This is a genomic window from Streptomyces sp. NPDC026206 (assembly GCF_040638465.1).
GTDB lineage: Bacteria > Actinomycetota > Actinomycetes > Streptomycetales > Streptomycetaceae > Streptomyces.
In genome coordinates this window covers 236,450-257,807 of the sequence record NZ_JBEZYL010000002.1, presented here as the reverse complement: position 1 = coordinate 257,807, position 21,358 = coordinate 236,450, and the positions used below count along the sequence as shown (strand labels likewise).

Annotated in this window: 17 protein-coding genes; 6 read left to right on the top strand and 11 right to left on the bottom strand. The window is 70.9% G+C overall.

Going from position 1 to position 21,358, the window contains the following annotated elements:
- Window positions 1-89 precede the first annotated feature (89 nt).
- Window positions 90-1,115, bottom strand: a complete 1,026-nt coding sequence (locus AB0F13_RS04610) for a hypothetical protein (RefSeq protein WP_362075093.1) — start codon at window positions 1,113-1,115, stop codon at window positions 90-92.
- Between the two features lie 314 nt (window positions 1,116-1,429).
- On the opposite strand from AB0F13_RS04610, the gene AB0F13_RS04605 reads away from it, so the two are divergent.
- From AB0F13_RS04605 to AB0F13_RS04590, 4 genes are read left to right on the top strand one after another with little or no spacing between them, the layout of a single operon-like run.
- A complete protein-coding gene (locus AB0F13_RS04605; RefSeq protein ID WP_362075090.1) occupies window positions 1,430-3,673 on the top strand; it encodes a HAMP domain-containing protein in 2,244 nt (747 codons plus the stop codon).
- 6 nt (window positions 3,674-3,679) lie between these two features.
- On the top strand, window positions 3,680-4,897 hold the full coding sequence (pgsB, locus tag AB0F13_RS04600; RefSeq protein WP_362075087.1) for a poly-gamma-glutamate synthase PgsB: 1,218 nt from the start codon (window positions 3,680-3,682) through the stop codon (window positions 4,895-4,897).
- Complete coding sequence (locus tag AB0F13_RS04595) at window positions 4,894-5,376, top strand: poly-gamma-glutamate biosynthesis protein PgsC/CapC (RefSeq protein ID WP_362075084.1); 483 nt, start codon at window positions 4,894-4,896, stop codon at window positions 5,374-5,376. The genes pgsB and AB0F13_RS04595 overlap by 4 nt, the downstream gene beginning before the upstream one ends.
- A gap of 30 nt (window positions 5,377-5,406) precedes the next feature.
- On the top strand, window positions 5,407-6,513 hold the full coding sequence (locus AB0F13_RS04590; RefSeq protein WP_362075081.1) for an NlpC/P60 family protein: 1,107 nt from the start codon (window positions 5,407-5,409) through the stop codon (window positions 6,511-6,513).
- Between the two features lie 29 nt (window positions 6,514-6,542).
- Here AB0F13_RS04590 and AB0F13_RS04585 read toward each other — a convergent pair whose 3' ends face one another.
- A complete protein-coding gene (locus AB0F13_RS04585) occupies window positions 6,543-7,634 on the bottom strand; it encodes a hypothetical protein (protein WP_362075078.1) in 1,092 nt (363 codons plus the stop codon).
- A 111-nt stretch (window positions 7,635-7,745) separates the two neighbouring features.
- Between AB0F13_RS04585 and AB0F13_RS04580 the strand changes: the two genes are divergently transcribed.
- Complete coding sequence (locus AB0F13_RS04580; protein ID WP_362075075.1) at window positions 7,746-8,138, top strand: NTP pyrophosphohydrolase; 393 nt, start codon at window positions 7,746-7,748, stop codon at window positions 8,136-8,138.
- 51 nt (window positions 8,139-8,189) lie between these two features.
- On the opposite strand, the gene AB0F13_RS04575 is transcribed toward AB0F13_RS04580, so the two are convergent.
- The 6 genes from AB0F13_RS04575 to AB0F13_RS04550 all read right to left on the bottom strand — a co-directional run bounded on the left by AB0F13_RS04575 (window position 8,190) and on the right by AB0F13_RS04550 (window position 16,729).
- Window positions 8,190-9,722 (bottom strand): amino acid permease, encoded by a 1,533-nt coding sequence (locus AB0F13_RS04575; protein WP_362075072.1) that lies wholly within the window; start codon window positions 9,720-9,722, stop codon window positions 8,190-8,192.
- Between the two features lie 221 nt (window positions 9,723-9,943).
- Complete coding sequence (gene dxs / locus AB0F13_RS04570; protein ID WP_362075069.1) at window positions 9,944-11,914, bottom strand: 1-deoxy-D-xylulose-5-phosphate synthase; 1,971 nt, start codon at window positions 11,912-11,914, stop codon at window positions 9,944-9,946.
- 218 nt (window positions 11,915-12,132) lie between these two features.
- The gene (locus AB0F13_RS04565) at window positions 12,133-13,422 is read right to left on the bottom strand and encodes a sugar ABC transporter permease (protein ID WP_362075066.1); all 1,290 of its coding nucleotides are present in this window, start codon (window positions 13,420-13,422) and stop codon (window positions 12,133-12,135) included.
- Window positions 13,419-14,210: an ATP-binding cassette domain-containing protein gene (locus tag AB0F13_RS04560; protein WP_362075063.1), complete on the bottom strand. Its 792-nt coding sequence runs from the start codon at window positions 14,208-14,210 to the stop codon at window positions 13,419-13,421. The genes AB0F13_RS04565 and AB0F13_RS04560 overlap by 4 nt, the downstream gene beginning before the upstream one ends.
- Window positions 14,211-14,247: 37 nt before the next feature.
- Entirely contained in the window at window positions 14,248-15,360 is a 1,113-nt protein-coding gene (locus tag AB0F13_RS04555; protein WP_362075060.1) for a substrate-binding domain-containing protein, read from the bottom strand.
- Window positions 15,361-15,526: 166 nt separating this feature from the next.
- On the bottom strand, window positions 15,527-16,729 hold the full coding sequence (locus AB0F13_RS04550; RefSeq protein WP_362075057.1) for an ROK family transcriptional regulator: 1,203 nt from the start codon (window positions 16,727-16,729) through the stop codon (window positions 15,527-15,529).
- A 485-nt stretch (window positions 16,730-17,214) separates the two neighbouring features.
- Between AB0F13_RS04550 and AB0F13_RS04545 the strand changes: the two genes are divergently transcribed.
- Window positions 17,215-17,616, top strand: coding sequence for an ATP-binding protein (locus tag AB0F13_RS04545; RefSeq protein ID WP_362075054.1), 402 nt, complete (start codon window positions 17,215-17,217; stop codon window positions 17,614-17,616).
- Window positions 17,617-17,670: 54 nt separating this feature from the next.
- Here AB0F13_RS04545 and AB0F13_RS04540 read toward each other — a convergent pair whose 3' ends face one another.
- From AB0F13_RS04540 to ngcE, 3 genes are all read right to left on the bottom strand, one after another.
- Window positions 17,671-18,594, bottom strand: a complete 924-nt coding sequence (locus AB0F13_RS04540) for a carbohydrate ABC transporter permease (RefSeq protein WP_362075051.1) — start codon at window positions 18,592-18,594, stop codon at window positions 17,671-17,673.
- Window positions 18,594-19,511 carry a sugar ABC transporter permease gene (locus AB0F13_RS04535; RefSeq protein WP_362075048.1) on the bottom strand — a complete coding sequence of 306 codons (918 nt, stop codon included), beginning with the start codon at window positions 19,509-19,511 and terminating at the stop codon, window positions 18,594-18,596. Before AB0F13_RS04535 ends, AB0F13_RS04540 begins: the two co-directional genes overlap by 1 nt.
- Before the next feature lie 75 nt (window positions 19,512-19,586).
- Complete coding sequence (ngcE, locus tag AB0F13_RS04530) at window positions 19,587-21,023, bottom strand: N-acetylglucosamine/diacetylchitobiose ABC transporter substrate-binding protein (protein WP_362075045.1); 1,437 nt, start codon at window positions 21,021-21,023, stop codon at window positions 19,587-19,589.
- Window positions 21,024-21,358 lie beyond the last annotated feature (335 nt).

Sequence of the window (21,358 nt, the reverse complement as noted above, 5' to 3'; positions counted from 1 at the left end):
CGGACCCCGGGTCCTCAAATGCCGGACGGGCTGCGATTGCAGCCCGTCCGGCATTTGAGGACTTGGGGGCACCTCCCAGGCACAATCCCCTACGTGCGGCCCGCGTTCCAGCGCCCGGCCACCGCCACGAGCGCCTGCACCGCCTTCGCGACGAGCCCGTCGTCGAACCGCACCCGCCGACTGTGCTCCACGTGCAGGAACGGCACTCCCACCGCGTCCGCGTGGTCGCCCTGCACATTCGTGCGGCCCTCCAGCCGGCCGCACTCCCGCTGCCACACCTCACACACCCGCAGCCCCTCCTGTCGCAGGCCGGACGCGAGCCGCCGCGCGGAGGGCAGTCCCGCGTCCCCCTTGCCGGGTGAGACGACCACGTCGTGGTCGGGGAGGCTGCTGTCGGCGAAGCCGTGCACCTGGACGGCGGGCATCCGGCGGTCGGCGAGGGCGTCGGCGACGGCGGCGAAGACCGAGTCGGACCGGTGGGCGACATCGGCGGCGTCCGCCGCCCCGCCCTCGCCGTCGCCGACCGTGCGGTAGGCGCCGGCCAGGATCAGCACGCCGCCCGGAGCGCCGCGCAGCAGCCCGAGGCCGAGTTGCTCGCTCCGCTGGTCGGCGGTGGGGTGCGGCACCTGCACCGACCATCGTGCGGGGCCGTGCAGGTCGACGTAGACCCGGCCCCAGCCCCGGGTGGCGTCGCCGTCCGCGGTGGCGTCGGCTATCTCGGCGAACTGCCGTCCGCCGGCGGCCCGGTCGGTGAGGGTCCGCACCGTGTAGCCGGCCGCGCCCAGGACCTGCTCGGAGGCGGCCCGGTCGCCGTCCAGGAGCAGGCGGACGCCATCGGCGACGGCCCGGCGGTCGCGGGCGGCGGGAATTCGGTACCGACCGTCCTGATTGATGCGGTCGGTGAATTCCGTGATGCGGCGACCGAGATCGACGGAGTTTTCCGGCGCCGCGGGACCGGAATCCCGCCCGGCGCCGGCGTCACGGCCGTCCCGCCGGCCCGCGAGGCCCTGGGCGGACTGCTGCGCGCAGCCGGCGGACCCACCGAGCACCGCGAGTGCCACCACGCCGAGCAGCGCGTGCCTCAGGGGGGCGGCCATGGCGGGCTTGAGCTTCATGCGGGCAAAAATACCCCGGCGCGGCGCTCCCCATGACCGGCCGAATCCTCCCCCTCCTCGTCGCGGCGCACCCGGTTCCGGGTGAATGCGGAGGGATTGCGGGTGTTGGCGATCTTAAATGAACACGTCGTCGATCTTGGAATAGGTAGCACCAAAGGTCGGAATGCAATCAAGACCGCTCGTACTCTTTTGGTAATTCTTTCGAATTTCCCTAGAATCCAAACGTTTTACCTTACGCATCCGCAGTGCGGCAGACAGTTCAGGCACCCCGAGGTCCCGGCATGCCCCGCGTGCCGCGACCGAGAGGAAGACTGTTGCCCGCTTCGCGCGGCTCGCGCCGGCGCAAGGCCCGCCGCCGCGCCGACATGCCCCTGCTGGGCGGTGCCCGGCCCCCCATAGCGGCCCTGCTGGCGCTGCTGCTGGCGGTCGCGGGCACGACGGCGCTGGTGCTCGGCGACCGCGACCGGGCGGTGATCGACACGGCCGTCCTCACCTCGCAGCAGCACGTGGCCGAGGACGGCGCCCTGTCGCTGCGGGCGTCCCTCGACGAGAGCATCACCGACCTGGAGCGCGCCGCGGCGCAGTTCAGCGGCGCCGAAGCCGCGGCACCCGACACCGTCCTGGACACCCTGGGCAAGGTCTACAACAAGTGGCGCGGCATCGCCGTCGTCGACCCGGCCGGCGGCACCCTGCTCGCCGCGCGCGGCGAGAACATTCCGCTCGCGACCGTCCTGAAGGGGCCGGCCGAGAAGGACGCCAAGGACAACCAGGACAGCAAGGACGGTAAGGACGTTCTCGGTCCCCGGCTGGTGAAGCTGCCGTCCGGCGAGACCCGCATGCTCGTCGTGGCCGTCCTGCGCGGCGGCGCCGCGACCCGGCTGCTCGTGGCCTCCGGCACCCTGAACGTGCCGGGCATCTCCTCCGGCGAGAACCGCTCCCTCCTGGTCGTCGACTCCGCCGGCACCGTCCTGGCCAGCGACGGCCCGTCCGTGGCCCGCAAGTCCTGGGCCAGGCAGGCCCGCCGGACCGCCGCCGCCGACTGGGCCGACACCCCCGAGCCCGGCGGCCACCCCGGTGCCAGCGGCCACCTCATGGGCGATGTGCGCGGTGACGTCCGTACGGCCGTGGGCTACGCCGCCGCGAGCCGCACGCCGGGCGAGACGAGCGCGGCCGGCACCCTCGGCCTGTCGGTGATCACCTCGGTCAGGGTCACCGACGACTCGACGGTCGTACGCACCCAGGCCTTCGGTCTCGTCGCGGCGGGCATCCTGCTCGTCCTGGCCCTGCTGGTGAGCTGGGTGCTGCTGCGTACGGTCCAGCGGCCCCTGCTGCGGCTGTACCTGGAGAGCCGCAGGCTCGCCCGGGGCGAACCGGACCGCCCCCTGCCCCGCTTCAAGGGCCGCGAGCCCGCCCGGATCGCCGCTGCCCTGGAGAGCCTGCGCGGCCAGCTGCAGGGCGGCCGGCCCACCCGCACCGGCCGGGCGCGCGGCGGCTTCGGCACCCGCAGCACCGTCATCGTGTGCGCGCTGATCCTCCTGGCCTGGGCGGCGCCGCTGCTGCTCCTCCTCAACCGGGCCGGCAGCTCGGTCTCCGTGCCCCAGCAGCTCGTCGACGACCAGCGCCGCCGCACCGACACCGCCTCCGACCGGGTCCGCAAGGCGCTCAACGAAGGCTGGGCCGACGTCGCCTCGGCCGCGCAGACCGTCGCCGCGGGCGCCCGCGGCGACGACGCCGACCGCAAGGAAGCCGAGAGCGCGGAGCGGGCCGTTCTCGACAGGACCCTGCGCGAGCACGGCCGCTACCGCGCGGTCTACATGATCGACGGCGAGGGCAGGATCCTCTCCCGCGCCGGCGACTCCCCCCGCCACCCGGCCGGCAGGCCGCCCCACGAGGACGGCGTCGCCCAGCTCAACACCTCGGGCAAGGAGCCCGCCGTCGCCGCCTACGCGGCCGTACCCGGCGGCAAGGGCCGCGTGGTGGTCGGCGAGTACGACCCGCAGTTCCTGATCTCGATGGTCACCCGGCCCGGCCTGGGCCAGGTCTGGCTGGTCGACAAGGGCCACCGCATCATCGCCGCCGACCGGGGCCACGGCTTCCGGGCCTTCGCCAAGCTGCCCTCCGGCCACCTCGACGACCTCGTGGACACCGCCCGCAAGCAGAGCGGGAAGAGCACCGGGACCGCCGTCCTGCACCGCTCCACCGGCTCCTCCGACATCGCGGCCGCCGCCCCCTTCACCGGCGGCGGCGCGGTCCGGGACCTGGAGTGGCAGGTCGTCAGCTCCCAGCCGACCTCCTGGCTGGAGCTGCCCGAGTACACCGCCCAGCGGCACACCATGCTCGCCGGGCTGCTCGGCGTGACCGCCGCCGTGGCCTGCCTGGGCTGGCTGCACATCGTCGTCGTCCGCCCGCTGCGCGCCCTCGCCGACCGGGCCGAGGCGCTGGCGGGCGGCGACCGCAAGACCGTGCTCTTCCCCCAGCACCACGACGAGGTCGGCGCGGTCGTACGCAACCTGGAGCTGATCCGGCAGCGGCTGGCACGACCCTCCGGAAGGAACTGACCCCGCGTGCTCTTCCTCTACACGGTCCTCGTGATCTGCTGCGCCGTCGTCCTGGCCGCCGGGGTCATCGAGCAGCGCCGCCACTTCACCAACCTGGAGATGATCCCCACCCGGGTGCTCATCAACGGCATCCGCGGCAAGAGCTCCATCACCCGCCTGTGCGCCGGCGCGCTGCGCGGCGGCGGGCTGGTCACCGTCGCCAAGACCACCGGCACCGCGGCCCGCTTCATCCACCCGGACGCCACCGAGGAGCCCGTCTACCGCAAGTTCGGCATCGCCAACGTCGTCGAGCAGATCGGCATCGTGCGGCGCGCCGCCGCGTACCGCCCGCACGCCCTGGTGATCGAGTGCATGGCCGTCATGCCGGCGCTGCAGGAGGTCAACCAGACGAAGCTGATCCGCTCCACCATCGGCGTGCTGTGCAACGTCCGCGAGGACCACCTGGCGGAGATGGGCCCGACCCTCGACGACGTGGCCCGTTCCCTGAGCCGGTCCATGCCGCACGGCGGGATCTGTGTGACGGCCGAGGCCGACCGGCTGCACATCCTCCGGAAGGAGGCCGAAAAGCGCGACTGCCGGCTGATCGCCGTGGACCCGGAGACGGTCAGCGACGCCGAGCTGCGCGGCTTCAGCTGGTTCACGTTCAAGGAGAACGTCGCCATCGCCCTCGCCGTCGCCGAGCTCCTGGGCGTCGACCGGGCCACCGCGCTGCAGGGGATGTACGACGCGCCGCCGGACCCCGGCGTGCTGTCCGTGGAGCGCTGCCTCACGCCCGAGGGCATGCCGTTCCGCTTCGCCAACATCTTCGCCGCCAACGACCCCGAGTCGACGCTGATGAACGTCGAGCAGCTGCTGAGCCTGGGTGCCATCGAACGCCCGCTGCACGTCCTCATCAACTGCCGCCCCGACCGTGTCGAGCGCAACGGCCAGATGGGCGAGATCATCCCCCGGCTGGCACCCGATTCGGTCTTCCTCATCGGCCACCCCACCAGGAGCGCGCACGACGCGATCCCCGCCGCGTGGCGGGACCGGGTCGTGGACCTCGGCGGTGACCGCCGCGACGCGGCCGAGCTGGAACGGGAGATCCTCGGCCGCCTCGGCCCCGGCGCCTCGCTGGTGGCCATCGGCAACATCCACGGCCAGGGCGAGCTGCTGCTGGAGCGGCTGGCCGAGCTGCACTCCGACGACGTAACGCAAGAGCAGACCACAGGAGACCTCCGTTGATCCCCGCCGTCCTCACCCCGGAGATCGCCGCCATCGGGATCGCGCTCGGCCTGCTGTTCTCGCTGGTCTGCTACCTGACGACCAACCTGTCCCCCGGCGGCATGATCACCCCCGGCTGGCTGGCCCTCACCCTGGTCGAGGACCTCCAGCGCGCCGCCATGGTCGTCGGCATCACCGTCCTGACCTACCTGGGCACGCTGCTGCTGCAGCGCTACGTGATCCTCTACGGCAAGCGGCTGTTCGCGGCCGTCGTGCTGACCGGCGTGGTGCTGCAGGCGACGCTGTTCGTCATCCTCCAGCAGCAGTTCCCGCTGATGTACGCCAACCAGACCCTCGGCTTCATCGTCCCCGGCCTGATCGCCTACCAGCTGGTGCGCCAGCCGCGGGGTGCGACCCTGCTGGCCACCGGGACGGTGTCGCTCGCCAACTACGTCGTCCTGACCGCCGGGATCCTGCTCGGCTTCATGCCCACCGCCTGATCCCCCCTTTCCCCGACGGAGCGCAGACCCATGTCCCGGAAGTCAACGGAACGCAGGAAGCCGAAGGCCCGGAGGAAGGCCGGGGGCCGGGGCGGCCGCCGCACGCTGCAGACGCTTGTCGTGCTCGGCCTGCTCGGTACCAGCGCCTACCTGACCGTGGAGCTGCGCGACCGGCAGCAGGAGAAGGCACCGCCGGTCGAGTCCGTGGGCGCCGGGTCCGGCGCTTCCGGTGGCAAGGCCGTCCCGGCCGGTGAACGCCGCTTCGAGCGGCTGGCCGGCCCGGCCCGTACGGTCGTCCGCTCCGCCGACGGCGGCGTCCTGGCCACCTTCACCGACAATGCCCGCACCGCCGTGCTCACCGGCCCCAGCCGCACCTTCACCGAGCCCAAGTTCACCTCCGCCAAGGTGGTCACCGACAGCTGGGTACGGCTGCTGCCGGAGGCGTGGAAGGAGGGCTCGGAGAAGGCCCCCTGGTTCAAGGACTGGTTCGACAGGAGCCTCGGCGGCAAGGAGCCGGACGTCCTCGCCATCTCCATGGAGTACCTGGACGGCTCGCCCCAGAAGAAGGACGTCCGGGGCGTCGTCTATGCGGGTGACGCCCAGTTCGGCCCCATCAACCCGGCCGGCTCCGGGGCCGGCGACATGCGCCTGGAGCAGTCGGACTTCTACGACTACCTCGGCATCCCCTACACCTTCCGGGACGGCACCGTGGAGCGCCCCGAGCCCCAGCGGCTGCGTGCCATGGACTGCTCGGGCTTCGTCCGTACGGTCTTCGGCTACCGCGCCCGCTATCCGCTGCTGGGCAAGGACGTCAAGGGCGACGGCCTGCCCCGCACCGCCGACGGCATGGCCCGCCTGGCCCCCGGCGTGCCGGTGCTGGAGCTGAACGGCAAGCGTCCCGAGGCCATCGACAAGCTGCAGCCGGGCGACCTGGTCTTCTTCGAGATCGACAAGCGCACCGGCGACCGGCTCGACCACGTCGGCATTTACATGGGGCTCGACACCGACGGCAAGCCCCGCTTCCTCTCCAGCCGCGAGGAGGCCAACGGCCCCACCTTCGGCGACAAGGGCGGCACGGCCCGCCTCGACGGCAACGGCTTCTACGCGGCGGGGCTGCGCAGCGCGAAGCGGCTCTGAACCGGCAGGGGCCGCCCGGCCCCTGCCCCCTACACCCGCGCCCAGTCCCCCAGCGCCAGCCCGCTCGCGTCCGTGCGCTGGCGCGCCACGCGCAGGGTGCCGTCCGGGGCGAGGGCGGCCGCGACCACGCGGCCTGCGGCGTCCAGGGCCAGCGCGGGGACGCCCACGCACTCCTCGCCGGTCTCGGACCACGAGGCGTCGGCCGGGGCCTGCTCCTGAGTGGCGTACGCGGCGACGGCCGGCAGGCCCGAGGCGGAGCGCTGGGCCAGGACCGTGCAGTCCTGGCCGTCGAGGGTGGTGCGCAGGACGGCGACCGGGCCGGTGCCGTCGGTGCCGAGGGAGGTCAGGGCGATGGGGGCGGGGGCCTCGGCACTGTCCTGGCCGGCGGGGGCGGCGGGGTGCTGGACGTGCAGGACGGAGTCCGCTTCGGCGCGCCAGAAGTGGTCGACGCGGCCGTCGTCCGCCGGGGCGCAAGTGAAGGAACCGGTCAGGGACTTGGCGGAGGTGTCGGGGACACGCTGCAGCGGGCCGCCGGGCTCCTCCTGACGCCAGCGCAGCACGCAGTCCGCGGTGGAGGCGAGGAGTTCGACGCGCCCGTCGGCACTCACGCCCGCGGCCCCCGTGTCGAGGACGCGGCTGCCGTGCAGGTCCAGCCACGGGCCCCAGATGCCCCGGGCGTCCTGGCGCCGCCCGCTCACGCCGCGGCCGGCGTTGCGGAAGTAGAGGTGCAGGCCCACGCCGTCCGCCACCGCCGTGGGGGCGCCGATCTGGTCGGCGCGCTCCCAGTCCTGGCCGTAGGGGGTGCCGATGGAGCGCCAGTTGGTCAGGGCGCGGCCCGACTGGAACTGCGTGGCGTAGACGACGTCGGTCTCGGCCCGGCCGTCCTCATGGGCGCGGCGGCGCACTCCGGCGAGGAAGACGTAGCCCTCGGCGTTCTGGGCTATGGAGACGTACGGCTCCAGGCCCGGCACCTCGAACCGCTGCGGGCCGCTCCACTCGGGGCCACCGGGGCGGGTCTCGGTCCAGCGGACGATGCCGCCGGGGGCCGGGGCGTAGGCCGTCAGGCGGCCGTCCTTGCCTCGCAGCAACCAGCCGGTGGTGGTGGCCGTCCGCACTGCCATGACTCGCTGACCAGCCTCTCTTGGACCCTGGGCCCTGTTTGTGGGCCCTCGACGATAACACTGTGGCGGTCCCCGGATTCCGGGCCTGCCACCGCGTGCGAGGCTGTCGCCATGACAGCTGCTCTTCTTGTCGTGGATGCCGCGAATGTCGTCGGCAGCGTGCCCGACGGCTGGTGGCGCGACCGGCTGGGCGCGGCCGCGAGGCTGCGTGACCGTCTCGTCGGCTGTGCGGCGGACGGGCTGCCGGCGGGGGCCGTGACCCCGCCGTTGGCCGGGCCGCCGGAGGTCGTGCTGGTGGTGGAGGGGGCGGCGCGCTCTCTCGCCTCCGTGCCGGGCGTAGGCGTGGAGGCGGCGGACGGCAGCGGCGACGACCGCGTCGTGGAGGTGGTGGCCGCTCGCGAGCCGGGCCGGCGCTGCGTGGTCGTCACCGCCGACCGCGGGCTGCGGGCGCGGGTGACGGCCCTGGGCGCCGAGGTGACGGGGCCGCGCGCGGTACGGCCGTAGGGCCCGGGGCCGTGCGGGGCCCCGGGCAGGCCGGACGGGCCGGACGGGCCGTCAGACCGTAGGCGGCTCCGGGCGGTGCGGGCCGGCGCCCACCCGGCTGGAGCGGCGGCCGTAGAGGAAGTAGACGACGACGCCGAGGACCATCCACGCGGCGAACCGCAGCCAGGTCTCGGCCGGCAGGTTCAGCATCAGCCACAGCGATGCCAGCACGGACAGCACGGGGACGGTGGGCACGAACGGGGTGCGGAAGGCCCGCGGCAGGTCGGGGCGGGCGCGGCGCAGGAGGACGACGCCGATCGCGACGACGACGAAGGCGAAGAGGGTGCCGATGTTGACCAGCTCGGCCAGCACGTCGATCGAGGTGAAGCCGGCGACGACGGCGACGACGAGACCCAGGAGGATCGTCGACCGGTAGGGCGTGCCGAAGCGCGGGTGGACCGTCGAGAAGAAGCGCGGCAGCAGCCCGTCGCGGCTCATCGCGAAGAACACCCGGCTCTGTCCGAGCAGCAGGATCATGCAGACCGAGGTGAGGCCGACGGCCGCGCCGAAGCTGATCAGGCCGGCCCAGAAGGGGTGCCCGGAGGCCTTGAAGGCATCCGCCAGCGGCGCGTCAGTGGAGAGCTCGGTGTACTTCTGCATGCCGGTGACGACGATGGACACGGCCACGTACAGCACGGTGCAGATGGCGAGCGAGCCGAGGATGCCGCGCGGCACGTCGCGCTGCGGGTTGCGGGTCTCCTCGGCGGCGGTGGCGACGATGTCGAAGCCGATGAAGGCGAAGAAGACGACCGCGGCGGCCGTGAAGATGCCCATGACGCCGAAGTGGGAGGGGGTGAAGCCGAAGATCAGCTGGATGAGCGGGGCGGCGACCCCGCCGGCGCCCTCGGCGCTCTGCGTGGGCGGGACGAAGGGCTCGTAGTTGGCACCGGTGATGAAGAAGGCGCCGACGATGATGACGATCAGGACGACGGTGACCTTGATCCCGACCACGACCGCCGTCACCCGCGAGGAGAGCTTCATGCCGGCGACGAGGATGCCCGTCAGTACCAGCACCAGCAGGCAGGCGAGGAGGTCGAAGCCGAAGTCGCCGTGGTGCGGACCGGTCAGCGGGCCCGGCAGGTGCCAGCCGGCGTTGTCCATCAGCGAGCGGATGTATCCGGACCAGCCGACGGCGACCACGGCGCAGCCCAGCGCCAGCTCCAGGATCAGGTCCCAGCCGATGATCCACGCGGGCAGCTCGCCGAGCGAGGCGTACGAGAAGGTGTACGCGGACCCGGCGACCGGCACGGTGGAGGCGAACTCGGCGTAGCACAGCGCCGCGAGCCCGCACACGATGCCGGCGAGCACGAAGGCCAGTGCCACCGAGGGGCCGGCGTTCTGCTTGGCCACCTTGCCGGTGAGCACGAAGATGCCGGTGCCGATGACGACGCCGACGCCGAACACGGTGAGGTCGAGGGAGGAGAGGTCCTTCCTGAGCGCGTGTTCCGGCTCCTCGGTGTCCTGGATGGACTGCTCCACCGTCTTGGTCCGGAACATACCGCTCCGGCCGCGGCCGCTGCCTCGGACGGGTTGCTCTGTGCTCATCGGCTCACCTCCACGCTGCTCGGCGTCACTCGTCCTCCTGAAACCGATCGAGTGTCCGCGATGATCCGGGCCGTACCCGGGCGGCCACAGCCACCCTCTCCAGGATTCACCCGATGGAGGGCAGGCGCATCCATGCCGAAGGGCCGACCGGACCACCCGGAGGGGTGACCGGCCGGCCCTCGGGCACGGCGGAAGGGAGCGGCAGGGGGGTTGACGGCCCGTCAGTCGCGTACGGCCTCGACGGGCTCGTTCGACTTCGTGGACTCCTCGGCCCCGGCCGTTTCGGCTGCTGCGGCCGCCTGGTCGAAGCGGCCGTCCAGCTTGGCGACGAGCCCGGTGACCTGGCGGGCGATGTCGGGGGCGGTGAGCCCGATCTCCGCCATGATCTCCTTGCGGGAGGCGTGGTCGAGGAAGCGGGGCGGGATGCCGAAGTCACGCAGCGGCAGGTCGACGCCCGCGTCGCGCAGCGCCTGCGCCACGGCCGCGCCGACGCCGCCCACGCGGCCGTTGTCCTCGACGGTGACCACGACGCGGTGCTGCTCGGCGAGGCCGGGCAGCGCCTCGTCGACGGGCTTGACCCAGCGCGGGTCGACGACGGTCGAGGAGATGCCCTGCTTGTCGAGGAGGCCGGCGATCTCCAGGCACATCGGGGCGAGCGCGCCGACGGAGACGATGAGGACGTCCGGCCGGGTGGTGCCCTGCGCGGGGCGGCGCAGCACGTCCATGCCGCCGACGCGGCCGACGGCCTCGACGGCGGGGCCGACGGTGCCCTTGGAGTAGCGCACGACCGTGGGCGCGTCCTTGACCTGGACGGCCTCGCGGAGCTGGGCGCGGACCTGGTCGGCGTCGCGCGGGGCGGCGATGCGCAGGCCGGGGACGACCTGCAGGATCGACATGTCCCACATGCCGTTGTGCGAGGCGCCGTCGTCGCCGGTGACGCCCGCACGGTCCAGGACGAAGGTGACGCCGCACCGGTGCAGGGCCACGTCCATCAGGACCTGGTCGAAGGCGCGGTTGAGGAAGGTGGCGTAGACCGCGAAGACCGGGTGCAGGCCGCCCGTGGCGAGGCCGGCGGCCGAGGTGGCGGCGTGCTGCTCGGCGATGCCGACGTCGTAGACCCGCTCGGGGAACTCCTTGGCGAACTTGCCCAGGCCCACCGGCTGCATCATGGCGGCCGTGATGGCCACGATGTCCTCGCGCTCGCGGCCGAGCTCGACCATCTCGTCGGCGAAGACCGAGGTCCAGCTGGCGCCCCCGGACGCGAGAGGCAGGCCGGTGTCGGGGTGGATGGCGCCGATGCCGTGGAAGCGGTCGGCCTCGTTCTGCTCGGCGTGCTTGTAGCCGCGGCCCTTCTGGGTGAGGCAGTGCACGAGGACGGGGCCGCCGAAGCGCTTGGCGCGCTGGAGCGCGGACTCCAGCGCCTCGATGTCGTGGCCGTCGATCGGGCCGACGTACTTCAGGCCCAGGTCCTCGAACATGCCCTGCGGGGCGATGAAGTCCTTCAGGCCCTTCTTCGCGCCGTGCAGCGTCTCGTAGAGGGGCTTGCCGAGGACCGGGGTGCGCTCGAGCAGGTCCTTGCCGCGGGCCAGGAAGCGCTCGTAGCCGTCGGTGGTGCGCAGCGTGGCGAGGTGGTTGGCGAGGCCGCCGATGGTGGGCTCGTAGGAGCGCTCGTTGTCGTTGACGACGATGACGAGGGGGCGGTCCTTGGCGACGGCGATGTTGTTCAGCGCCTCCCAGGCCATGCCGCCGGTCAGGGCGCCGTCGCCGATGACGGCGACGACGTGGTCGTCCTTGCCCAGGACCTGGTTGGCCTTGGCGAGGCCGTCGGCCCAGCCGAGCACCGTGGAGGCGTGGCTGTTCTCGATGACGTCGTGCTCGGACTCGGCGCGCGAGGGGTAGCCGGACAGGCCGCCCTTGGCGCGCAGCCGGGAGAAGTCCTGGCGGCCGGTGAGGACCTTGTGGACGTAGGCCTGGTGGCCGGTGTCGAAGAGGATCTTGTCCTTGGGCGAGTCGAAGACCCGGTGCAGGGCGATGGTCAGCTCGACCACACCGAGGTTGGGCCCGAGGTGCCCGCCGGTCTTGGAGACGGCGTCGACGAGGAAGGTGCGGATCTCCGCGGCCAGCCGGTCGAGCTGCTCCGGGGTCAGCCGGTCCAGATCGCGCGGTTCCCTGATGCGGGTCAGCAGGGCCACCCGTGCCTCCTTCATCGAGCTGTCGGCTTGCAGAAGCTGCAGAAGCTCATCGAAATGCTTCTAGATCCGTCGAGTCTAATGTTCCGCCCGCCGTGGCGATGAACGGGTGATGCGACCAACCTCACGCGAATGGCCGACCAGAGCCCCAAACCGCCCGAAAGCGAACGGGTGGGCCCCGACCTTCACCGGTCGGGGCCCACCCGTTCGTACGTACGAGACTACGCCCGTCCGGCGGTCTTCTGGGTCCGGCGGGAGACGGAGTCGATGACCACGGCGGCCAGCAGCACCGCGCCGGTGATCATGTACTGGACGGCCGAGGCGATGCCCAGCAGGGCCATGCCGGAGGCGATGGACTGGATCACCAGCACACCCAGCAGCGCGGACCAGGTCTTGCCCCGGCCGCCGAAGAGGCTGGTGCCGCCGATGACGGCCGCCGCGATGGCGTTCATCAGCAGGCTGCCGGCGCCCGAGGACTGGTTCGCGGCGTTGATCTGCGAGGCCAGGAACATGCCGCCGAGCGCCGCCATCGTGCCCGAGAGCGCGAAGACGGAGATCCTGATCGCGGCGACGTTGATGCCGGCCCGGCGGGCCGCCTCGACGCTGCCGCCGAGGGCGAAGACCTTCCGCCCGTAGGAGGTGCGGCGCAGCACGAAGTCGAGCGCGACCACGACCCCGAGGAAGATCACCACAGCCAGCGGCAGCCCCTTGTACTGGTTGAGCAGCCACGCCACCACGAAGGCGGGCACCGCCAGGGCTGCCGTGCGCAGTACGAGCTCGCTGAGCGGGCGGCTGGGGACGCCGGCCGCCTCGCGCCGCCTGCTGTCGCGCAGGGAGACCAGGAAGAACCCCACGACGCTCAGCGCGGCCAGCCCGTAGGCGGCGGCCACGTCGCTGAAGTAGTGGTTGGTCAGCCCCGCGACCAGCCCGGAGTCGTCGAGGTTGATGGTGCCGTTGGAGCCGAGCACCTGCAGCATCAGGCCGTTCCAGCCGAGCAGGCCGGCCAGGGTGACGACGAACGCGGGCACGCCGATGCGGGCGAAGAAGAACCCGTGCAGCGCGCCGACGAGCGCGCCGGAGAGGATCGCCAGGACGAAGGCGAGCCACTCCGGCATGCCGTTGCTGACGTTGAGCACCGCGAAGATCGCCGCGGCCAGGCCGCTGACCGAGCCCACGGACAGGTCGATCTCGCCGAGGATCAGCACGAAGACGATGCCGACCGCGATCAGACCGGTGCCGGCAGCGGTGACGAAGAGGTTGGAGAGGTTCTCCGCGCCCAGGAAGGCGGGGTCACGCAGCTGGAAGACCAGGCCGATGACGAGCAGCCCCACGACCACGGGCAGCGAGCCCAGCTCGCCGCTGCGCAGCTTGCGCCGGAATTCGCTCCAGTAGCCGGCGAAGCCCTCCTCCCGGACCAGCAGGCGCGGGTCGACCGCGGTGACGGCGGCCTCGGCGGCGGGCGGTGTCTCCCGCGGCTCCGGGCTCTCGTCCTTGGACAGGTTGGTGGTCACTTCTCGCCCTCCGCGGTCGTGCGTGCCTTGCGGCGGGTGACAGCGTTGTCCGTCGCGCCCGTGATGGCGGAGATGATCTCTTCCTGGGAGGTCGTCCGGACATCGAAGGTGCCGTTGTTGCGGCCGAGGCGCAGGACCGCGACCCGGTCGGCGACGGCCTTCACATCGGCCATGTTGTGGCTGATGAGAATGACGCCCAGGCCCCGCTCGCGCAGCCGCTCGACCAGGTCCAGGACCTGCGCGGTCTGCTCGACGCCCAGCGCCGCGGTGGGCTCGTCGAGGATGACGACCTTGGGTTCGCCCAGCAGCGAGCGGGCGATGGCCACGGTCTGCCGCTGGCCGCCCGAGAGGGAGGCGATCGGGATCCTGACGCTGGGGATGCGGATGGAGAGGGTCGAGAGCAGCTCGCGGGCGCGGCGCTCCATCTCGACCTCGTCCAGCACCCCGGCGCGCACGATCTCGCGGCCGAGGAAGAGGTTGCCGACGACGTCGAGGTTGTCGCACAGCGCGAGGTCCTGGTAGACGGTCGCGATGCCCAGTTCCTGGGCGGCGTGCGGCCGGTCGACGGTGACGGGCCTGCCCTCCCACTCGACGACGCCGTCGTCGGCGGGGCCCACTCCGGCGATGGTCTTGACGAGGGTGGACTTGCCGGCGCCGTTGTCGCCGACCAGGGCGACCACCTCGCCGGGGTGGATCTCCAGCTCTACGTCGGTGAGCGCCTGGACGGCACCGAACCGCTTGGAGATTCCGCGCAACGCCAGCACGGGCGTAGCGGACACGTGAATCATCTCCTTCACCGCCGTGACCGGCGGCAGCCTGTGGGGCTTACTTCAGTCCGGCCTGGTCGCACTGCGCCTTGTACTTCTCGGTGCAGATCTCGTTCAGGTTGAAGAAGCCCTCCTTGCCGACGTACTGGCCGATGTCCGACTTGGTCAGCGCGAAGGGGGTGACGATGACGGCGGGGATCTTCTTCTGGCTGCCGCTGTCGACGGTGGACTTGGCGATCGAATCCTCGACGCCCTTGCCCTGGGCAAGGGCGACGGCCAGCTCGGCGGCGGCGTCGGCCTCGGGCTTGTACGGCTTGTAGACGCTCATGAACTGCTCGTCGGAGAGGATCCGCTGGACGGCCGAGAGCTCGGCGTCCTGGCCGGTGACGGGCGGGAGCTTGTCGAAGCCGGCGCTCTTGAGGGCGGTGATGATGCCGCCGGCCATGCCGTCGTTGGCGGAGTAGACGCCGACGATGTTGTCCTTGCCGAGCGAGGAGACGGCGCCCTTCATGTTCTCGTTGGCGTTCTCCGGCTTCCACTCCTTGGTGTCGTACTCCTTGCCGACCTTGACCTTGCCGTCGAGCACGGAGTGGGCGCCCTGCTTGTACAGCTTGGCGTTGGGGTCGGTGATCGCGCCGTTCATCATCACGATCTGACCCTTGGAGGCGTTGTCGCCGAGCTCCTTGAGCAGCGACTCGCCCTGGATCTTGCCCACGCGCTCGTTGTCCACGGAGGTGTAGGCCCTGACCGGGCCCTCGGCCAGCCGGTCGTAGGCGACGACGGGGATGCCCTTGTCGGTGGCCTTCTTGACCGAGCTCGCGATCGACTTCGCGTCCACCGCGTCGACGATCAGCGCGTCGACCTTCTTGGTGATCATCGTGTCGACCTGCTGCTGCTGGACCGAGGCGTCCTGCTTGGCGTTCTCGTAGAGAACGACGGTGTCCGCGCCCGCCAGTTCCTTGATCTTCTTCTCGATCAGCGGCTTGTCGAACCGCTCGTAACGCGCGGTCTGGTTCTCCGGGAGAAGGAGCCCGATGGTCAGCGGGCCCTTCTTGTCCTTCTTCTTCTCCCCGCCGTCGCCGGCTTCCTTGGCGCTGCCACACGCCGCCAGTCCGGCGGCCATCGAAACCGCGGCCATGGTCACAACCGCACGACGCAGATGCGAATTCATATTGCAGATACCTCCCTGACGAGGCCGCGCCGTTGCGGCCGAGGTGGCTGGAAGTCAACTCGGCCGCCAAGGAAGCGTCAAGAAGTAAATTCTTAACGAGATGGCAACGATGCCATTCGTTATCTGTTTGAACTCAAGAGCGCCGCCCGGGAAGCGGCGGCGAACGCTATCGATTCAGTGTGGGGGCGTGCGCGGGCAGTGTCTCGTCCAACAGCGACGAATCGCCCATTTCGCTGAGTACGAGCGCCAGTGCACCCAGCACCTCGGCCCGGCCGCCCAGGCCGCCCGGCACGACCTCCAGTTGCCGTGCGGCGCTGGGAATGGCGTACCGCGAGACGGATTCGCGGATGGGCGCGAGCACCAGCTCGCCCGCGTCCGCGAGGTCGCCGCCGAGGACGACGCGGCTGGGATTGAGAAGGTTGCACAGGTTCGCCACACCGCTGCCGATGTACCGCCCCACGTCCGAGATCACCCGCCGGCAGCCCGGGTCGCCCTCGTGCGCGAGCTGCACCATCCGCGCCATGGTCAGGTCGGCCCCATGGGCCGAATGGAGCAGCGGCAGGACGTAGCGGGCCGCGGTGAAGGTCTCCAGGCAGCCGCGGTTGCCGCACCGGCAGACCGGGCCCGACTCGTCCAGGGTGATGTGGCCGATCTCGCCCGCGGTGCCGCCCGGCCCCCGGTAGATCTGCCCGTTGATCACCAGGCCGGAGCCGACGCCGCTGGCGACCTTGATGTAGGCCAGGTCCCGCGCCCCCCGCCCGGCGCCCCAGACCAGCTCGCCGAGGGCGCCGAGGTTGGCGTCGTTGTCGACGTGGACCGGCACGTTCAGGCGGGCGGCGAGGTCGTCGCGGGGGTTGGTGCCGGCCCAGCCCGGCAGGATCGCGGTCGAGCCGAGCACCCCGGACTCCACATCGATCGGCCCCGGCACGCCGAGACCCACCCCGACGATCTTGCCGGGGCTGATGCCCGCCGCCTTGACCAGGCTGGTGACCAGGTGCTCCGCACGTGCCAGGCCCTGCGCGGCGGAGGCGTCCACGTCCAGCGGCTCGGCCTCCTCGGCCAGCACCCGGTGGGCGAGGTTGCCGATGGCCACCCGCAGATGGGTATGCCCGAAATCGACCCCTACGACGATGCCGGCGTCACCGGACAGGGAGACGCTGCGCGCCCGCCTGCCCCCGGAGGAGGTGGGGGTGACCTCGACCGTTCCGCCGTCCTTGAGCTCCCGGACGATATTGGAGACCGTGGCGGCCGAGAGCCCGGTGGACCGGGCGATCTCCGCCTGGGTGAGCGACCCTGCCATGCGCACCGCGCGCACGACCCGCTCCAGGTTGGCCCGGTGCAGCGATGACTGCGACCCCGGAGTCTCCACGCCCATCCACTCCCGCCTCACCGGGGCGGCACGACCGCCGCCCCGTGGGCCGGACTACAGCATTGGAGCCCGGCCATCCATACAACATGTGAACTCTAAGCTGAGCTGCCCGGGTTGCATCCCGTCAAGGGCTTGACGCCGATCCCGGCTCCCGCACCGTTGCCGTACCGAGATCCGCCGGGCCCCGCGCCGGGCTCGCGCCGGGGCCCGTGCCGACCCCATATCGTACGGAGCGGGCCACCGCGCCCGGCGCCGAGGGGGGGCGCGCGCCGGGAGGCCGGGTAGCTCGAACGGGCGAATCCACAGCTCACCCGGGTGCCACCCGACAGTTCTGGGCTTGTCCGCACTCAAGCGGCTCTGCGGCATGTTCATCCGACATAACCACCGCCGGGCGCGGAGCGCCCCGGACCCGGCCCGGGAACCGTCCCGGTGCTCCTGCCCGATAGTGGGGTGCTTCCGCGGCAAGAACGAACGGAGCCCCGAGCATGTGCGAGGACCCTCAACTGTCCGGCGCCGACTGGTGGTACACACTCCGCATCCCGGCGCAGACCTGGATGATCAGCGTCGTCCGGAGCTCGCTGCGCCTGGCGCTGCAGCGGCACGGCCGCCCGGACCTCGCCGACACCGCCTGCCTGCTCGCCACGGAGCTGGTCACCAATGGCGTGGTGCACGCGAAGTCGCCGGTGACCGTCCATCTCAGCTGCCGCTCCAGGACCCTGCGCGTCGACGTCCACGACGTCGGCTCACAGGTCCCCGCGCGGCGCGGCGCCGGGGTCGACGACGAGTCGGGCCGAGGGCTCACCCTCGTCGAGGGCTGTGCCACGGCCTGGGGGGTCTCCCCGGCTCCGCAGGGCGCGGGCAAGGCGGTCTGGTTCACCCTGACGTGAGCCCGCCGGGCGGCCCGGCTGCTCCGGGGCGCCCGGCGGTGGCGCGGCGCCGGGCTACTTCAGGGCACCCGCCGTCAGCCCCGCCTGGACCTGGCGCTGGAAGACGATGTACGCGGCGAGGACCGGCAGCATGGCCATGACCAGCCCCGCGAAGAGCCCGGACCAGTCCCCCTTGTACCCCTGGCTGACCGCGAGCGCGACCAGTCCCTGCGGCAGCAGTTTCTTGCCGTCGTCGCCGACGTTGAGCACCGTGGGCAGCAGGTACTGGTTCCACTGGCCGAGGAAGTTGAAGATGCCGACGCTGATCAGGCCCGGCTTGGCCATGGGCAGCATCACCTGGAAGAAGGTGCGGGTGTGCGAGGCCCCGTCGATCAGTGCCGCCTCGGCGACGGAGCTGGGCAGGGTCCGGAAGAAGCCGCTGAGGAAGAAGATCGTGAACGGCAGCGAATAGGCGATGTAGACCAGGATCAGCCCGTGGTAGGTGTCGAGCAGCTGCATGTTCTTCATCACGAAGAACAGCGGGACGAGCGCCAGGATGACGGGGAAGCTCATCCCGCCGACGAAGAGGAAGTAGATGAAGCGGTTGCCGGGGAAGTCGAAGCGGGCCAGCACATAGGCCGCCATCGAGCCCAGGAGCATGGTGCCAGCGAGGGAACCGGCCACCACGACGACGGAGTTGAGGAAGTACTCGCCCATGTGCGCCTGCGACCAGGCGCGGCTCCAGGCGCCGAAGTGCAGGCCGGCGGGGAGCGCCCAGGGGGAGGTGAAGATCTCCTTGTCCGTCTTGAAGGCGCTCATCACGGCCCACAGCAGCGGCAGGGTCACCATCAGCGCCCACAGCGCGAGGATGCCGTGCGAGAAGACGTTGAGGACCGTGCCCTCACTGCCCATGCGCCCGCGGGGCGAGTCGGTGCCGGGCCTGCCGGCGCGCGAGGTCACAGTGCCGCTCCCCTCGGTGGAATCCGTGCCCGCGGCCATCAGTACTCCAGCCGCTCGCGACGGCCGAGCTTCATGACAATGCCCGCGAAGATCAGGGTGACGATGAGCAGGGCGACGCCGAGCGTCGTCGCGTATCCGGCCTGCCCGTCCCGGAACGCCTTGGTGTAGAGGTAGAACGACAGCACTTCGGTGGAGTAGTCGGGTCCGCCCGGCCCCACGGTCATGATCTGCACGACGGCGAACGAGTCGAGCGCCATGATCCCCATGTAGACCCAGCCGGTCTGGACGGTGTCCCACAGCAGCGGCAGGGTGATCCGGAAGAAGGTCTGGACGCGGGTGGCGCCGTCGAGCAGGGCGGCCTCGTAGAAGTCCCTGGGGATGGAGCTCATGCCCGCCGAGAACAGCACGACGTAGAAGCCGACGTTGCTCCAGACCATCACCGCCATGACGCACCACAGCGCGAGGGAGGGGTCGCCCAGCCATTCCGGCCGGAGGGAGTCGAGGCCGATCGCGCTCAGGAAGGAGTTCAGGGCACCGCTGTTGGGGTTGTAGGCGAACTGGAACAGCAGGGCGACGATGGCGATCGAGAGCACCTGCGGGAAGAAGTAGACGATTTTGTAGACGCCCGAGCCGCGTACGCCCGCCACCGCCGCGTTCTTCCTGCGCCGGCCGCCGACGTTGAGCATGAACGCGAAGAACAGGCCGAGCCCGAGCGTCACCAGCGGCAGCACCAACAGCAGCAGGACGTTGTGTCCCACCGATGTCCAGAACACCTCGTCGTTCCAGAGGCGTTGGTAGTTGTCGAACCCGGTCATCCGGAAGTCGGAGCTCAGTCCGGTCCAGTCCGTGAAGGAGTAGTACACGGCCTGGACGAACGGCGAGATGACGAAGATTCCGTAGATCGCCAGAGGCAGGATCAGGAATCCCGCGATGAAGCGGTACTTACCGTGCTGCATGCCTTCCGACCCCGATCCTTTCCCGGACCTCTGCCGGCCCCTCTCCCACGGGTGCCGCCGCTGGTGGTACGAGGCTCACTTGTGCCTGTACTTCTTGATGGCGCTGTCCTTGGCGGTGTCGTCGGCAAAGCGCTGGATCTTGCTGATCGCCTCGTCGGGCGTCAGCCGGCCGGCCATCATCTCGCCGATGGCCCCCACGCCGATCTTCTCCTTCTGCAGGGCGACGTACCAGTCCTGGATCCGGGGATTGACGACGTTCTTGCCGGCCTTGGTGAGTGCTTCCTGCGAGGAGGCCAGGCCCGGCGGCAGGGTGAGACCCTCGGTGCCGCCGTTGAGGGAGGTGAGCGAGGAGACGGACTTGATGAAGTTCTGCGAGGACTTCCTGCCGAGCATGACGCGCAGCAGTTCCATGCCGCCCTGCGGGTTCCTGGCGTTCTTCGGCACGACGAAGGGCTCGCCGCCGGAGGCCCAGAGGGTGCCGAACGGCATCTTGTCGCTGCTCTTGTCGAGGCTGGAGGGGGCGCCGACCGCCATCCCGAAATCCTGGGGAGTGGTCTTCTTGGACTCGTTCTCCACCCAGGAGCCGTTGGGGATGAACAGGACCTTGCCCTCGTTCCAGGCGGTCTGCGACTCGATGTGGGTCAGGCCCGGGGTGCCGCGGAGGATATAGCCCTTCTTGTAGAGCTCGTAGTACGCCTCGAAGGCGGCCTTGACGGCCGGGTCCTTCCAGGCGTTCGGCTCCAGGTTGTCGATCCTGTTCAGCACCTCCACGCCGCCGATCTTGGCGATGAAGGGGTAGAGGCTGAACGGCAGGTAATACGGGTGCTTACCCGGGTAGGTCCAGCCGGCGATGCCCTTCTTCTTCGCCGTCTCGCAGACCTTGAGCATCTCCTCCCAGGTCTGCGGGTACTGCGCGTCGAGCTTCTGCAGATTGGTCCTCGAATACCAGACGCCGTAGACGGTGTAGGCGTAGTACAGGATCCACGTCTCGCTGCCGTCGAACTGGCCCATTTCCACGACGCCAGGGCGCAGGGTGTCGCGCACCTTCCTCGCCGGGTCGTCGTAGGAGGGGGCGTCCAGCAGGGCGTTGAGATCGGTCAGCTGTTTCTTGCCGACCAGGGTGCCCATGTCCATCTGCTTGGCACCGGAGTTGTCGATGAGGTCGGGCGGGGTGCCGCCGTTGAAGCGGGGCTGGAGCTGGGTCTGGATCTCCTGGGTGGCGGAGTGCTTGACCGTGGCGTCCGGGAACGCCTTCTTGTACTCGGCCTCGGCGTCCTTGGCGTACTGCTGGCCGAACCCGCCGTCGAAGATGACGACGTCGAGCGGTGCGCTCTCATTGACCGCGAGCGGGTTCTTCTCGCTCTTCCTGCCCTTGTCGACCTTGCCGCCGTCACCGCCGCTGTCGCCGCTCGCGCAGGCGCTCAGCGCGCTCATCGCCGGGACCGCGATCAGTCCGACCGCCGCCGCTCGCCTGATCATCTCGCGCCGGCTGAATTCCGGGGTGGATCCCATGCTCAAGTCCTCGCCTTCTCCAGGACTCAGGCGGTGTAGCGGTCTCCCCTTGCGAACTCGCCAACCGCCGAAGGGCCCGACACCGCGGGTCAGTTGAAGCGTGGTGCTGGGTGTGCACCGGAGTGAAGTCCCCCGCGGCGTGCGCCTCGCCGCTCTCCCCCGGGTCCGCGCGGCGGACTACGGCCACCCCGGACGCCGACAGGTATAGTCCACTCCGATCAACTGGGCAAGATCGAGAGCGCCTTTGACCGCCAGTCTTTCCCGAGTTGAGACCTCATGGCTCCCGGCGGCCGATCAGTGACGCCCCATCAGCGCATGCTGCGCGACACCAGCCC